Raw genomic sequence first — 14,137 nt, 5'->3', positions numbered from 1 at the left:
GTTGTATTTAGCGAAAGGGGATCGACATTTTATGAAAGGGTTTTACTCGAGAAAGCTGCACTCCTTGCTTGGCGTCATTCCGCTCAGTTTGTTTTTTCTAGAGCATCTGGTGACGAACTTCTCAGCAGTTGAAGGCGGCAAAGAAGCTTTTAATGGTGCGGTTGCCTTCTTGAACAGCCTGCCGCTCGTTATTGTTTTGGAAACGTTTCTGATCTGGCTGCCGCTGTTCTATCACGGTGTATATGGTCTGTACATTGCTTATCAGGCAAAGCCTAACGTGGGTCGTTACGGCAACGAGCGTAACTGGCGTTATACGTTGCAGCGGATCAGTGGTGTCATCACGTTTGTATTTGTGATCTGGCATGTATGGGAGACGCGTGTACAAGTGGCTCTGGGCAACGTAACTCACGAAGAGTTGGGCGGTGTTATCCATAACATTGTGATGAATCCGGTAACATTTATTTTATATCTGATCAGTGTGGTTGCGGCGTCATATCACTTTGCCAACGGACTCTGGTCGTTCCTCGTTAGCTGGGGAATTACGGTCGGACCTCGTGCACAGCGGGTATCCTCGTATGTGTGCATGAGCTTGTTCGCTCTTATTTCCATCATGTTTATCGCTTCGTTGTTTGCTTTCCGGAACGTTGATTTCCAAACAGCAACTTCAATGATTGACGCGGTAAAATCCGTTTTGGTCTAACATTTACTGATCTTAAATTTTATGAATAACGCTTACTTACTAAGGGAGTGAACTAGCAATGGCATCATCGAATGTAATTATTGTGGGCGGCGGTCTCGCGGGATTGATGGCGGCGATCAAATCGGCTGAAGCCGGAGTCCATGTTCATTTATTTTCACTGGTTCCTGTTAAAAGATCCCACTCCGTATGTGCCCAGGGCGGTATCAACGGTGCGGTAAATACCAAAGGGGAAGGCGACTCCCCATGGGTACACTTTGATGATACGGTATACGGCGGAGACTTTCTTGCCAACCAACCACCCGTTAAAGCGATGTGTGAAGCAGCACCTGGCATCATCCACCTGATGGACCGGATGGGCGTTATGTTTAACCGTACACCGGAAGGATTGCTCGATTTCCGCCGTTTCGGAGGAACGAAGCATCACCGTACGGCGTTTGCCGGCGCGACAACGGGTCAGCAGCTGTTGTACGCGCTCGATGAGCAAGTACGCCGCTGGGAAGCAGCGGGTCTCGTAACCAAGTATGAAAACTGGGAGTTCCTGCAAGCTGTTATCGACGATGAAGGTGTGTGTCGCGGTATTGTGGCACAGGACCTGAAAACGATGAAAGTACAGACGTTCCCAGCCGAAGCTGTTATTCTGGCAAGCGGTGGTCCGGGCATCATCTTCGGGAAAACAACAAACTCCGTTATCAATACAGGTACAGCTGCAAGTGCGGTATATCAACAAGGCGTGAATTATGCCAACGGCGAGTTCATTCAGATTCACCCGACAGCGATTCCGGGAGATGACAAGCTGCGCCTGATGTCCGAGTCGGCGCGTGGTGAAGGCGGACGGATCTGGACGTACAAAGACGGCAAACCTTGGTACTTCCTTGAGGAGAAATATCCATCTTACGGGAACCTTGTTCCGCGTGATATCGCAACACGTGAAATCTTCAGCGTATGCGTAGACATGGGACTTGGTGTGAACGGCGAGAACATGGTATATCTCGACCTCTCTCACAAGGATCCGAAGGAACTGGATGTCAAACTGGGCGGAATCATTGAAATCTATGAGAAATTCATGGGCGACGATCCGCGTAAAATTCCGATGAAAATCTTCCCTGCCGTTCACTATTCCATGGGTGGCATGTGGGTAGATTATAATCAAATGACTAACATTCCAGGGCTGTTTGCAGCTGGCGAATGTGAATATCAATACCACGGTGCAAACCGCTTGGGTGCTAACTCACTCGTATCCGCCATTTATGGTGGTATGGTGGCAGGACCAAAAGCGGCTGAATATATCAAAGGACTCAAGAAGTCCTCTGCGGATATCTCTTCTTCCGTATTTGATGGTTATACGAAGCGCCAAACCGACAAATACGAAGGCATCATGAAAATGCAAGGTACGGAAAATGCTTATGTGATTCACAAAGAGCTGGGCGAGTGGATGACAGCCAACATGACGGTGGTTCGCTACAATGACAAGCTTGAAGCAACCATTGGCAAAATCAAGGAACTGAAAGAGCGTTATGGCAAAATCAACATGTATGACAACTCCGGTTGGAACAATCCGGGTGCGGCATTTACCCGCCAGTTGTGGAACATGCTTGAGCTTGCTGAAGCGATGACACTTGGCGCATTGCTGCGTAATGAGAGCCGCGGAGCGCACTACAAACCGGAATTCACGGAGCGTAACGATGAAGAGTTCCTGAAAACGACTATCGCGAGCTGGTCCAAAGAAGGCCCACAAATCTCGTACGAGCCGGTTGATGTATCCTTGATTCCACCACGTATCCGGGATTACTCAAAAGACTAAGCTTCCAGCAAAGCAGCACGAGGTGCACGGCGTAGCGGAGGGAGCGGAAATGCCCGAAAGAAGCGAAGCGTTCGCGTTTATCATCGAATTTTCACCCCAGTAAGGGTGGATCAAAAAATTCGAGGATAATGGCGACCCAAAGGGCATTCCGCGACCGGAGCGCCCACCCGAGCACCCAAACAATCAGCTTTGCGCACCTTCATTCATTTCAAGGAAGCCCAGCATGAGCAGGATTCCACAAAAAATTACATTAATCTAGAAAAATGGATTGCAGCTTCCAGCAAAGCATCACGATGTGCACGGCGTAGCGAAGAAAGCGGAAATGCCCGAAAGAAGCGAAGCGTTCGCCTTTATCACCGAATTTCAACCCTGTGAAGGGTTGGTCAAAGAAATTTGGGGATAACAGCGATCCAAAGGGCATTCCGCGACCGGAGCGTCCACCCGAGCACCCAAACATCCAGCTTTGCGCACCAGTAATACAATCATCGTCACCAGAGGAGGGGACAACGATATGGCGGAACAAGCAACAGCAAGCAAAACCGTCAAGTTTATTATCACCCGTCAAGACAGCCCGGAGTCATCTTCGTACACCGAAGAATTTGAGCTTCCGTACCGTCCAAACATGAACGTGATCAGCGCCCTGATGGAAATTCAGCGGAATCCGGTAAACACGGAAGGTAAATCCATTGCCCCGGTGTGCTGGGAATCCAACTGTCTTGAAGAAGTGTGCGGCGCCTGCTCCATGATTATTAATGGCAAGCCGCGTCAAGCGTGTGCCGCTTTGATCGATAAGCTTGAACAACCGGTTCGGATCGAACCGATGAAAACATTCCCGGTGGTACGTGACCTTGTCATTGACCGTACGCGGATGTTTAACGCTCTGAAGCGTGTTAAAGCTTGGATTCCTATTGATGGCACGTATGACCTTGGTCCAGGGCCAAGGATGCCTGAGAAGAAACGTCAGTGGGCTTACGAGCTGTCTAAGTGTATGACTTGTGGCGTATGTCTCGAAGCTTGCCCGAACGTTAACGAAAAAACCGACTTTATCGGTCCAGCTGCGCTATCCCAGGTACGTCTGTTTAACGCTCACCCTACAGGTGAGATGAACGCAGAAGAACGTCTGGAAGCGTTGATGGATGATGGCGGTATTGAAGGTTGCGGAAACTCCCAGAACTGTGTGCGTTCATGTCCAAAAGGCATCCCGCTCACCACTTCTATTGCGGAGATGAATAAACAAACCACCAAGCATATGTTCAAACGTTGGCTGGGTGTATAATACTGTAATAACGTAGCAGAGGTTGACTCTGCTTCACGGAGGAGTCGTGATCCCGCGCAGAATTTGGCGGGTCACGGCTTCTTTTGTCATCAGTCGAAGGAAGCGGGCATCCTGTGCAGAATATGGTATACTACAAGGATGGATATGGCCTATAACAACTATAAGAAAACAGATTTGAGGAGGGGAATGATGGGAAAGACACCACGTTTGAGCAGCGGCAGTTCGCCGTCCCGACACGTAAACAGTCCAAACGGTTCGAATGAATCTCCTTTTCCTGGAGAAGAAAAGGATCATGACCCTTCTCGTCGAATGTTCCAACTACGAAAACATGTGATGACTGTGGTAGCGAGTGTGCTGACATTGGGATATGCGCTTTGGGAGCCGCGGCGTCTACAGGTTAATCATATTGATCTTAAGTTCCCTTCATTTCCTGAATCGTTTGATGGACTGCGTGTCGTTCATTTCAGTGATGTGCACCTCGGTTTTCATACAGGACAGAAAAAGTTGAGCAAGCTGGCAGCACAGATCAAGGATCAGCAACCGGATCTTATTTGTTATACCGGAGATATCGTTGAGAGACAATCCGAGCCGATGCGTGAGTGTGTACCGATTCTAGCCTCTATGACAGCAAGGTACGGGAAGTTTGCTGTACTCGGGAATCATGATTATCGAGGACGGCAACAACAGGAAGTGATAGATATGTTCCGTGAAGCTGGCTTTACCCTGTTACTGAATGAACATGCCGTTATCGAAAGTGGAAATAGGAAGTTGGCAGTAGTAGGTCTGGATGATGCATTAACAGGAGAGCCCAACTTGGACGAGGCCGTTACAGGGTTAAGTGAGAGTGTATGGAAACTTCTACTTATGCATGAACCGGATTATGCCGATTATGCCGCTCCGTATGGATTTGGGCTGCAGCTTTCAGGTCATAGCCATGGTGGCCAGGTTCGTTTTCCTTTGTTCGGTGCAATGACAACTCCAAGGGGATCACGCAAATTTGTTGAGGGATTGAATTATACCTCTGAACCCCGGATGCCGGTTTACGTGAATCGAGGATTTGGCATGACGCAGCTCCCCATTCGTTTTCTATGCAGACCTGAACTGACTGTGCTTCATCTAAGCCGGGATGATGTTAGTGAAAGATAAGGCTTAACAAACATGAATGGGGGTTAACCAAATGGAACGTATAGCGATTGTATCCGACATTCATGGCAACATGACTGCCTGGGAAGCTGTGATGAAAGATATTCAGCATCGTGGTTTGAACAGGATATTTTGTCTGGGTGATCTTGTGGGCAAAGGGCCACAACCAGCTGAAGTGGTGGATCACGTCAGAGCAACATGTGAAGTGGTCATTCGTGGCAACTGGGACGAACTTGTCGCAGTGAATCAGGATGTCCGTGATTTCACATGGCAAGCTGAGCGACTGGGAGCCGACAGAGTGGCTTATTTGGCGAGCCTTCCCTTCAGTTATGAATTCAAATTAAGCGGACGGACCGTTCGCCTAGTCCATGCTTCACCGCAAAGCGTTTACCATCGCGTACAACCATGGGATGATATGGATAAGCGTCTGGCCATGTTTGATCCTCCAGTGGATGATTCAGGGACAGGTGTGGCTGAAGTGGTCGGTTATGGTGATGTTCATAATGCTTTCCTTCAATATCTGGAAGGGAAAATGCTGTTTAACACTGGAAGCATAGGCAATCCGCTTGATCTTCCGCAAGCCTCGTATTGTATTCTTGAAGGGGAATACGGAGAGGATAGCCAAAAACCGTTCAACCTTCAGTTTGTTCGGGTTCCTTACGACATTGAACATGAAGTACGGATTGCACAAAAAGCAGAAGTACCGTCACTTGAGGTATATATTCGTGAAATACGCTCAGGTATTTATCGCGGATTACAAGAGTAGAAACAGTATTGTGATCGAATAAAACTGAACAATGACAGGACATACTACAATTTATGTCATTCAATCAGCCGTATCATGCCGGATCATCCTTAGAGCTTGCTTGTCTTACCGGACTAGAGCCCGTTAGGCAAAGGAGTGATTGTCATGCTTAATCGAAACATGCTCATTCAAGGGCTGCCAGCCTTATGGACAGAGCGTCTTGTACTTCGGTCATTACGTCAAAGTGATTACATCACTTTATCTGAACTCTTATCCGATCCTCAAGTGATTCGTTACGTCAATCGAGGGAGTCAACCTCCACCCATTCGAGCGAGAAAACTGTTAAACCAGATTCGGAGCAGCAGTGCTAAACTGGATTCATTGCATTACGGTATCTGTTGGAAAGGCAGAGAGCAAGTAATCGGCATAACTTCTTTTCAACATTGGAATGATCAAAAAGGAACCGCACAGATCGGTTACATCTTGGACAAGGATTACTGGGGGAAAGGCGTGGCCACAGAGGCGGTGCATCGCCTGTTGACATTCGGTTTTGATGAGCTTCATCTGTGGAGAGTTGAAGCACGCTGTTATGAGGCCAATGGTTCATCGGAACGGGTACTGCTTAAAATGGGCATGACTTATGAGCGGAATCTTCCGTCATATGGACTGAGCGATGAAGAAGACAAGGCGTTTGAAAACTCCATGGATGTTAAGGTGTACGGCATGTACCGCGAACAGTTCCAGCATGACCTGTACCTCGAACAGCTTCATAATCTGGCATCAAACAAGCCGGGAATATCATAACGTAATCGAGGATAAAACACCTGAAACGAACTTCAATCATTTGTTACACAATTGAAATATAGTTGCAATTGAACTCTAACAGACAAGGGGTAAACTTATCTCATGACCCCCTTTTTGATAATAGATAATGCTGTTGGAACCCGCGATGAGCGGGTTCATTTTTTTGTTTATATAAGTTTTGAACTTTTCTTTTACACTTTAACGGAGAGGACAGAAAAAACCTGAAAAAGCGAAGCGCTCGCCTTTATCCCCAGATTTTCCCCTATGGAAAAGGGAATTCAAAAAATCTGGGGATAACCGCTACTCTTACTCTCCAGGTTCTTCTGTCATTGGAGTGGACTGTGTAAAATCTTTAGTTATAATCTACTAGGGAATTAGAAAAAACAAGAAAAGAAAAGAAAAGAAAAGAAAAGATCCTCACGTTTATTCATGCTACGTGGGGATCTTTGTGTTTCGCCAGTTTTTATAGAGGAACAATCTGCATTTGCTTTTGTTTGAAATACACCCATTCGGTGAAACCGATCTCCCGCAAACGTGTGCGTACAAGGTCAAGCTCATCGGCTACCCGCCCCGGGATGTGAGCATCTGAACCGAAGGTCACTTTTACACCGTAATGATTGGCACGCTCCAGAATAGCATCGGATGGATACCAACCGCCACTAAGCTTGGTTTTGCCGGAGGTGTTGATCTCAATCGCAACGTTGGCATCGGCTATCACCTGAAGGGCCTCGTCAATCGCGTGGTCTGCAACAATTTCGGAGAATGGCGGATAATTGCCTTTCATCGCATCAATATGTCCGAGAATCTGGAACATGCCGCTGCGGGCCGATTCTGCGATTAACGCATAGTAGCCTTCTTTCACTTCAATTTTGCGAGCATTGCTTAGTCCATTCCAGCGAGTTTTGTTGAAGATACTGATATCCTCCGTGTGATGAACGGAACCGATAATATAGTCAAACGGGTACTGCCCCAGCGTTGTCCGGTACAATTCAGCATGCGGTGGAAAGTAGTCGGATTCGATTCCGAGCAAAACGTCAATTTTACCGGCATATTCTTCTTTTAACGCGAGCACTTCAGCGACATAATGTTGTAATTCAGATTTACCCATTGCAATTCGTGGATGCGCCTGCTCCAGTTCACTGCCAAAGTAAGGGGTGTGATCCGAGATTCCAATAGCCTGAAGTCCTGCCTCAATACCTGCTTCAATGTAATCCCTGATGTTGCCGTCCGCATGACCGCAGCGGAAATGGTGTGTATGAAGATCAAATTTCATATGGAATCCCTACCCTTTCTTTTCATCTAATTTATTCCGAACTGATAAATTGAGTCTCCGGCATACCTTTGAGATCACTCAAAAACTGATGCATCGCCGAATTCAAATAGCGACTGGATTTATAGATGACACCTACAGGATGGCTGACCTCTAGCTCACTTAAAGGAATCATGCGGAGTGTACCTTGCCGCAGCTCCTGTGCAACAGATTGTTTGGAGATAATGGCTGCACCAAGATCAATCTCCACCATTCGTTTCACTTCTTCGCTACTCGATAATTCCATGACCACATTGGGTTCGATGTTATATTTTTTGAAAACCGCTTCTGTAAACCGGCGCCCAACCGTATCGGGGGACAGGAGAATCAGAGGTGTACTGCGCAGTACATCAACTGCGGCATGTTTTTTCTTCGCCAGCGGGTGGGAAGGGGATACAACAAGTTCAAATGTATCATAGTACAGCACCGATGTACTAAGATTAGGATTCCGTTCGGTCAGATATCCAATTCCGATATCCACCAGACCATTCTCGACCTGTGTATAAATCTGCGCGGAGGGCAGAGATTGTATGCTTGTTTTAATCAGTGGAAATTGATCCTGAAAGTAAGAGAGCACCCGTGGCAATATTTGAATTGCAATCGACGTCGTTGTTCCGAGTACAATACGTCCTTGTGGTGTTTCATCGAGATCGGACAGCTTTTGTTTTAACTCGTCTACAATATCGAGCATCCGTTCGGCATGTTCCAGAAAAACCTGTCCGCGATCTGTGAGGGTCACTGGTTGATTCCGATCGACAAGAACGGTGTTGAATTCGTCTTCCAGACTTTTAATCTGAGCGGAGACAGCCGGCTGTGTCAGATTAAGAAGTTCTCCAGCTTTACGGAAACTCATCGTTTTGGAAATAGTAATCAGCGTTTCGAGCTGGCTGATGTTCATATACGGCCTCCTTGCAACAAAATATCCTCTGTATGTCATGTGTCATGCAGTGAATTCCGTGACGGGTTCTGTTTCTTTTATCTTAAATTATAGGGGATTACGGAGATCAGAGCAATGAAGGGCATACGCCTATTTGAAAGTAGACTAATGGACTAAATAAATGGAATATATGTGAAGTGAGATAAAATTTTAAATTTTAACCATATACACAACCGGTATAAAAGTCCTACATTCCTTTTACAGTATCAATGAGGGAATAATATTTCTTTCCAAAAGCGTAAAGCGACAAAAACAGCTATAAACATTTGCTATTCTAATGACGATAAATTATAGTACACAAGATTTCCTGAATTCTTAATGAATTCTCGTACGTGATAAAGTATAATAAATTTAATGAATATGGGACTTTTGGTGTGTGACCAATAACCCAGTGTGAGGAGGACATATACAGTGAAAGCGGAAGTAATTAACCCATTCCTGGAATCTGCACGCAACGTTTTTGAACAGCTCATCCAGGTTTCGCCTTCCACCGGGAATCTTGGCGTGAAAAATGTAGAGTACATTGCAGACCATGTCTGGATCGTGATTGGAATGACGGGACAGTTGAGCGGAAATATTGTTTTTGGTATACAAGAGACGGTGGCTTTGAAAATCGTTTCGGCTATGATGGGTGGTTTTGTCATCACCGAGATGGACGATATGAGTAAAAGTGCGATCTCTGAGCTCGGTAACATGATAAGTGGTAATGCAAGTACAATTCTGTCCAACCAAGGCGTTGTTGTAGATATTACGCCTCCTCAGGTTATGCAATCTGAAATTTTAGCCACATTTACTGCAACGAAAGCGCTTAGCATACCTTTGTTGATGGATGGGATTGGCGAGATGGATATTCAGGTGATGATCTCGTAAAATAGAAACCATAGGCCTTCATGAGGCCCAATGTGTTTTATTACGGGAGGACACCAACATGCTGAAAGATCAGGTTGTTTTTATAACAGGAGCATCCAGTGGAATCGGTGCGCTCTGTGCACAAATGCTGATCGAAGAAGGAGCCATCCCGATTTTGGCTGCCCGTTCGCGGGACAAGCTGGATCAGATTGGTGCTTCACTACAGGGACGGCATGAACTGCTTACGATGGATGTCACAGACAGTGAGCAGGTTCAGACGGCTGTAGATGCGATGTTACATAAATACGGACGAATCGATATTTTGCTGAATAACGCCGGATACGGAAAATTTGCTGCCATGACTGACATGTCTGTACAAGAATTCGATGAGATGATGGACGTGAATTACATGGGCATTGTCCGCTGTACCAAAGCGGTGCTTCCACATATGCTGGAACGGGGCAAAGGTCAGATTGTAAACGTTGCTTCGATGGCTGGTAAAATAGGGACGGCCAAATCAGCTTCTTATACAGCGACAAAGCATGCTGTACTTGGATTCAGCAACGCACTGCGTCAGGAACTGCGCAAGACGGGCATCACTGTGACGACGATTAATCCAGGTCCCATTGATACACCGTTTTTTGATCGTGCCGATCCTTCAGGGAATTACGTAAACAATGTGCGCTGGCTGATGCTGACACCACAGAATGTAGCAGGCCACATGATTCGCGCCATGAAGAAACGTAAGGAAGAAGTGAATCTGCCACGGCTGGCATCAGCTGGCATTTGGTTGTATCAGTTGTTCCCTAGACTGGCTGACCGCTTGTCACACGGTGTAATGAATCAGAAGTAGAATGTAACGAGTGCACTATATATCGGATGAAGAAGGGCTCCGCCGAGGGGCTTTTCTTTTTTTTGCGCAGACTTGAACATTTCGGCAATAAGATTTGGTAAGCGGGCTTTTTTCGCATATAATGAAAGGTAATGTGATGACAGGCTTTGTTTTTTACGAATAAATTTAAAGGATGGAATACATGACGAATCAAACTTTTGCATCAATTGGCGTAGCAGAGGATCTGGGAGCATTGTTAGCTGGGCACGGAATTAACGAACCTTCCCCGGTACAGGCACAGACCATTCCAGTTATATTGGAAGGCAAGGATGTCGTATCCAAGTCGCAGACGGGAACAGGCAAAACGCTGGCGTACCTGCTACCGTTGCTACAATCCATCAAAAGTGATATTAAAGGAACCCAAAAACTGATTATTGCACCAACGCAGGAACTTGCAATGCAAATCGTGCGTGAGGCTCAGCGTTACGGTGCGGATCGTGGCATCGGTGTACAAGGTCTGATCGGCGGCGCGGCGGTGAAACGTCAGATCGAGAAATTGCGTGAACATCCAGAACTGGTTGTTGGTACGCCTGGACGGTTGAAGGAACTGATCACACTTAAAAAGCTGAAAATGCACAATGTATCGACGATTGTTATTGATGAAGCGGATCAGGTGTTTCAGCTCGGCGGTGTAAGTGACGTGGAATTTGTGCTGAAAAGCGCGCTGCGCGACCGTCAATTAATCTTCCTGTCAGCTACAATTGACGAACATACGGCTACACTTGCAAAGCGCGAGATGAAAGAGCCTGTTCATATCGGTATTGAACCGGATCGTGCGACGGCTGCCGGACTTGAACATTATTATTTTGTGGAAGAAAGCCGCAACAAGATCGATATGCTGCGTCGTCTTGTTAGACAGTATAACCCGGATCGGGCCATCGTCTTTGTGAATGCAACGGAGGATATCGGTGAGGTTGAGGCAAAAATGAATCACCTCGGGCTGTCCGCAGCTGCGCTGTACGGAGATGCCGACAAAGTGACTCGCAGCAACGTACTCGCCGCCTTCCGTAACGGCAAAATTCAATTGCTGATCGCCTCCGAGGTGGCGGCAAGAGGACTGGACATTGAAGGTTTGCCAATGGTCATCAACTATGACCCTGCTTTTGACTCAGAGCACTATGTTCATCGTGCAGGCCGGACAGGCCGAATGGGACGTTCAGGAATTGTATTGTCCATCGTCGATGAAACGCAAATTTTCATCATGCGTAAATTCGCTCGTGAACTCGGCATTGAATTGCAGGAGCGTACGCTGTTCGGCGGTAAAGTGTTGGTGGCTGATCCGCGGCCAGATACACGTCCTGAAGGACATTCGTTCTCACGGAAACCAGGACAGTCCCGTGATCGTAAGCCAGCTCAGGGGGACCGGAAACCAGGGACGAGAGCAACCATTTCAAGTTCAACGCAACGACCTGCAGGTAGCAAGCCGTCAGGCAATACAGGCCGCACAGATAGCGACCGGAACCGCAAAAACAAGGGGGCACCCAAGTGGAGCAAAGACAGAGCGCCGCGCTCTGAGGAATAATCGGATGAAAGGGGTGCAGGGATAGATGGAAAATGTTCAATCGCCTGTGCTGCAAATCAGCGGGCTTAGTGGAGGTTACAGTGCCAAGCGGCCAGTGCTTCATGACGTGAATCTGGAAGTAGGCCGCGGAGAAATGGTCGGATTGATCGGATTAAACGGTGCTGGCAAAAGTACAACGATGAAACACATTCTCGGTCTGATGACTCCGCAGCAGGGAGAGGTTCGGGTAATGGGCAAGAAACGGGATGAGGACGCACAGATCTACCAATCTGCGATGGCCTTTGTGCCGGAATCTCCCGAATTATATGATGAAATGACCGTCATGGAGCATCTGGAGTTTACGGCGAGGGCGTACAATGTGTCCGAGGCCGATTTCAAACAACGGACAGAGAAACTACTGGACTTGTTCCGCATGAATGAGAAAAGCACAAGTCTGTCCACACATCTGTCCAAAGGGATGCGTCAGAAGGTCATGATTATGTGCGCTTTCGTGGCAGGACCGCCACTTTACATTATCGATGAACCATTTCTTGGACTCGATCCGCTGGGCATTCGTTCACTGCTTGATTTTATGCTGGAGATGAAAGCGGCCGGGTCTTCTATTCTGCTGAGTTCACATATTTTGTCCACGATTGAAAATTATTGTGACCGCTTCGTTGTATTGCATCGTGGACAAGTCATTGCTCAAGGAACACTGAACGAACTGCGTACAAAGTTCGGGGAGCCCGATACACCGCTGGAGCATATGTTCTACTCCCTCGTGCAAGGCAGGGATTAGCATGGATCTCAAGCAGTTATGGAAGCAACGTCGGACAGGTTTTTGGAATGGGATTTTACCTTATGTGGGCTATGTCATCCAGAGCGGTGTAGCGATGGTATTTCTTTTTCTCGTCATCGCTTTCTCCGCTTGGTATACATCTTTTGTACAGAATATTCCTGCGGGATTTCCGATTCGCTGGATTGCTTTATTGTTGCTGGCTCCGCTTGCACTGTTTAGCAGTTATCGTACATATTTGCTTCCGGCAGATATTGTCTTCCTGCGGCCGCAGGAGTACCGGATGCAGGATTATTTAAAAAACAGCTTCGTGCGTGGCGTAATTTATAAAATGCTGTTGTTACTTTTTGTATTTCTTACCTTGTGGCCACTCTATGTAAGGGCAGATGTAGATGCCAAACCACTGGGCTGGTCCATGTTGTTTCTCGTGTTATGGAAAGTGTTGTCCAGTTACGGTGCATGGCAAGAACTGAGGATGGTTCAAGCTGGGGCGTCCAAAGGATATCGGATACTCCGCTGGGCAATAGCGATCCTTGCCGTTGCAGCCTGGTTATGGCAACCGCCGCTACGCAGCCTTTGGTTTCTGTTGTTACTGGCCGCTGTTTATATCGTTGCACTGCGTGTACCTGTTAAACACCGAGTCGCTTGGGAACGTCTGATTCAGGTGGAACAGACGCAGGCAGGCAGAGTGATGCGTACATTAGGTTGGTTTGTCGATGTGCCATCGTCTGGGCAAAAGGTAAATTCTCGCCGCTGGCTCAGCAAATGGGGCAATGGTCTTCCATGGAATGCGGGGCAGGCTTATCGATATCTCATGACCAAAACATTTATTCGAACGGAAGTATTCACCATTGTTCTGCGTCTGATCATCCTGGGTATGTTGCTTTCCTGGTGGACGGCAGGCAGTTACTTCGGAATCGGGGTATATCTGTTCTTCCTGCTACTTACAGGCATTCAACTGGGGGTACTGCGCCGCAGTCACGGTGAATCCTTCTGGATTATGATTTATCCGATCTCAGGAGAGAGCCGCCGTTCACAGGTGCTCGGTTTCATCTTCCAACTGCATGCTATAGCCGCATTGCTCATGTGGTTGCCGATGCTGGCAGCAGGAATGGAAGGATTGAGTATCACAGGCATTGCACTCGTACTTGGTGTACTTGTCATCGTGCTGATGCGTCGTTCGCAGGGTAGCAAATGGCTCAAAGAGGAAGAGGACGAGTAGAAGAACCAAAGTAGCTTAAGCTTTCGCTGAGCCGTCAGGTTTATTCATCACAAGTGAATTATGCGTAAGAGCAAGAGAAGAAGGGTATTTCGGGCTGTATCCCGAAATACCCTTCTTTTTGATGTGTGATGTAAACTCATGATGTCTTGCGCGTATACATAG

The 14,137-nt window shown here is 47.3% G+C and carries 13 protein-coding genes; 11 read left to right on the top strand and 2 right to left on the bottom strand.

Annotated elements, in window-relative coordinates; genetic code table 11:
- Positions 1–31: 31 nt before the first annotated feature.
- The 6 genes from M3629_RS17930 to M3629_RS17905 all read left to right on the top strand — a co-directional run bounded on the left by M3629_RS17930 (position 32) and on the right by M3629_RS17905 (position 6,469).
- On the top strand, positions 32–700 hold the full coding sequence (locus tag M3629_RS17930) for a succinate dehydrogenase cytochrome b558 subunit (protein WP_251508985.1): 669 nt from the start codon (positions 32–34) through the stop codon (positions 698–700).
- Between the two features lie 58 nt (positions 701–758).
- Positions 759–2,501, top strand: a complete 1,743-nt coding sequence (sdhA, locus tag M3629_RS17925) for a succinate dehydrogenase flavoprotein subunit (RefSeq protein WP_145335514.1) — start codon at positions 759–761, stop codon at positions 2,499–2,501.
- Positions 2,502–3,012: 511 nt separating this feature from the next.
- A complete protein-coding gene (sdhB, locus tag M3629_RS17920) occupies positions 3,013–3,777 on the top strand; it encodes a succinate dehydrogenase iron-sulfur subunit (RefSeq protein WP_251508983.1) in 765 nt (254 codons plus the stop codon).
- Positions 3,778–3,963: 186 nt separating this feature from the next.
- Positions 3,964–4,923 carry a metallophosphoesterase gene (locus M3629_RS17915; RefSeq protein ID WP_251508980.1) on the top strand — a complete coding sequence of 320 codons (960 nt, stop codon included), beginning with the start codon at positions 3,964–3,966 and terminating at the stop codon, positions 4,921–4,923.
- 31 nt (positions 4,924–4,954) lie between these two features.
- Positions 4,955–5,686 (top strand): metallophosphoesterase family protein, encoded by a 732-nt coding sequence (locus M3629_RS17910; protein WP_251508977.1) that lies wholly within the window; start codon positions 4,955–4,957, stop codon positions 5,684–5,686.
- A 144-nt stretch (positions 5,687–5,830) separates the two neighbouring features.
- Positions 5,831–6,469, top strand: a complete 639-nt coding sequence (locus M3629_RS17905; protein ID WP_251508975.1) for a GNAT family N-acetyltransferase — start codon at positions 5,831–5,833, stop codon at positions 6,467–6,469.
- Positions 6,470–6,932: 463 nt separating this feature from the next.
- Here M3629_RS17905 and M3629_RS17900 read toward each other — a convergent pair whose 3' ends face one another.
- Both M3629_RS17900 and M3629_RS17895 read right to left on the bottom strand, forming a co-directional pair.
- Entirely contained in the window at positions 6,933–7,742 is an 810-nt protein-coding gene (locus M3629_RS17900; RefSeq protein WP_251508973.1) for a histidinol-phosphatase, read from the bottom strand.
- A gap of 31 nt (positions 7,743–7,773) precedes the next feature.
- A complete protein-coding gene (locus tag M3629_RS17895) occupies positions 7,774–8,676 on the bottom strand; it encodes a LysR family transcriptional regulator (RefSeq protein ID WP_090919420.1) in 903 nt (300 codons plus the stop codon).
- 450 nt (positions 8,677–9,126) lie between these two features.
- Here M3629_RS17895 and M3629_RS17890 point away from each other — a divergent pair, with 450 nt between their 5' ends.
- The 5 genes from M3629_RS17890 to M3629_RS17870 all read left to right on the top strand — a co-directional run bounded on the left by M3629_RS17890 (position 9,127) and on the right by M3629_RS17870 (position 13,975).
- A complete protein-coding gene (locus M3629_RS17890; protein ID WP_123064663.1) occupies positions 9,127–9,585 on the top strand; it encodes a chemotaxis protein CheX in 459 nt (152 codons plus the stop codon).
- Between the two features lie 58 nt (positions 9,586–9,643).
- Positions 9,644–10,417, top strand: coding sequence for an SDR family NAD(P)-dependent oxidoreductase (locus M3629_RS17885; RefSeq protein ID WP_251508971.1), 774 nt, complete (start codon positions 9,644–9,646; stop codon positions 10,415–10,417).
- Positions 10,418–10,598: 181 nt separating this feature from the next.
- Positions 10,599–11,978, top strand: coding sequence for a DEAD/DEAH box helicase (locus M3629_RS17880; RefSeq protein ID WP_251508969.1), 1,380 nt, complete (start codon positions 10,599–10,601; stop codon positions 11,976–11,978).
- Between the two features lie 25 nt (positions 11,979–12,003).
- The gene (locus M3629_RS17875; RefSeq protein ID WP_123064660.1) at positions 12,004–12,756 is read left to right on the top strand and encodes an ABC transporter ATP-binding protein; all 753 of its coding nucleotides are present in this window, start codon (positions 12,004–12,006) and stop codon (positions 12,754–12,756) included.
- Between the two features lies 1 nt (position 12,757).
- Positions 12,758–13,975: an ABC transporter permease gene (locus M3629_RS17870; RefSeq protein WP_251508967.1), complete on the top strand. Its 1,218-nt coding sequence runs from the start codon at positions 12,758–12,760 to the stop codon at positions 13,973–13,975.
- The last annotated feature ends 162 nt before the right edge of the window (positions 13,976–14,137 follow it).

Origin of the sequence: Paenibacillus polysaccharolyticus (assembly GCF_023714295.1) — a bacterium.
Taxonomy (GTDB): domain Bacteria; phylum Bacillota; class Bacilli; order Paenibacillales; family Paenibacillaceae; genus Paenibacillus; species Paenibacillus polysaccharolyticus_A.
This window is presented reverse-complemented; position numbering and strand designations above follow the sequence as displayed.

Excerpts from the sequence above, each read along its gene's own strand:
- M3629_RS17930 (WP_251508985.1), top strand. The coding sequence starts at position 32 with ATGAAAGGGTTTTACTCGAGAAAGCTGCACTCCTTGCTTGGCGTCATT.
- sdhA (WP_145335514.1), top strand. The coding sequence starts at position 759 with ATGGCATCATCGAATGTAATTATTGTGGGCGGCGGTCTCGCGGGATTG.
- sdhB (WP_251508983.1), top strand. The coding sequence starts at position 3,013 with ATGGCGGAACAAGCAACAGCAAGCAAAACCGTCAAGTTTATTATCACC.
- M3629_RS17915 (WP_251508980.1), top strand. The coding sequence starts at position 3,964 with ATGATGGGAAAGACACCACGTTTGAGCAGCGGCAGTTCGCCGTCCCGA.
- M3629_RS17910 (WP_251508977.1), top strand. The coding sequence starts at position 4,955 with ATGGAACGTATAGCGATTGTATCCGACATTCATGGCAACATGACTGCC.
- M3629_RS17905 (WP_251508975.1), top strand. The coding sequence starts at position 5,831 with ATGCTTAATCGAAACATGCTCATTCAAGGGCTGCCAGCCTTATGGACA.
- M3629_RS17900 (WP_251508973.1), bottom strand. The coding sequence starts at position 7,742 with ATGAAATTTGATCTTCATACACACCATTTCCGCTGCGGTCATGCGGAC.
- M3629_RS17895 (WP_090919420.1), bottom strand. The coding sequence starts at position 8,676 with ATGAACATCAGCCAGCTCGAAACGCTGATTACTATTTCCAAAACGATG.
- M3629_RS17885 (WP_251508971.1), top strand. The coding sequence starts at position 9,644 with ATGCTGAAAGATCAGGTTGTTTTTATAACAGGAGCATCCAGTGGAATC.
- M3629_RS17880 (WP_251508969.1), top strand. The coding sequence starts at position 10,599 with ATGACGAATCAAACTTTTGCATCAATTGGCGTAGCAGAGGATCTGGGA.
- M3629_RS17875 (WP_123064660.1), top strand. The coding sequence starts at position 12,004 with ATGGAAAATGTTCAATCGCCTGTGCTGCAAATCAGCGGGCTTAGTGGA.
- M3629_RS17870 (WP_251508967.1), top strand. The coding sequence starts at position 12,758 with ATGGATCTCAAGCAGTTATGGAAGCAACGTCGGACAGGTTTTTGGAAT.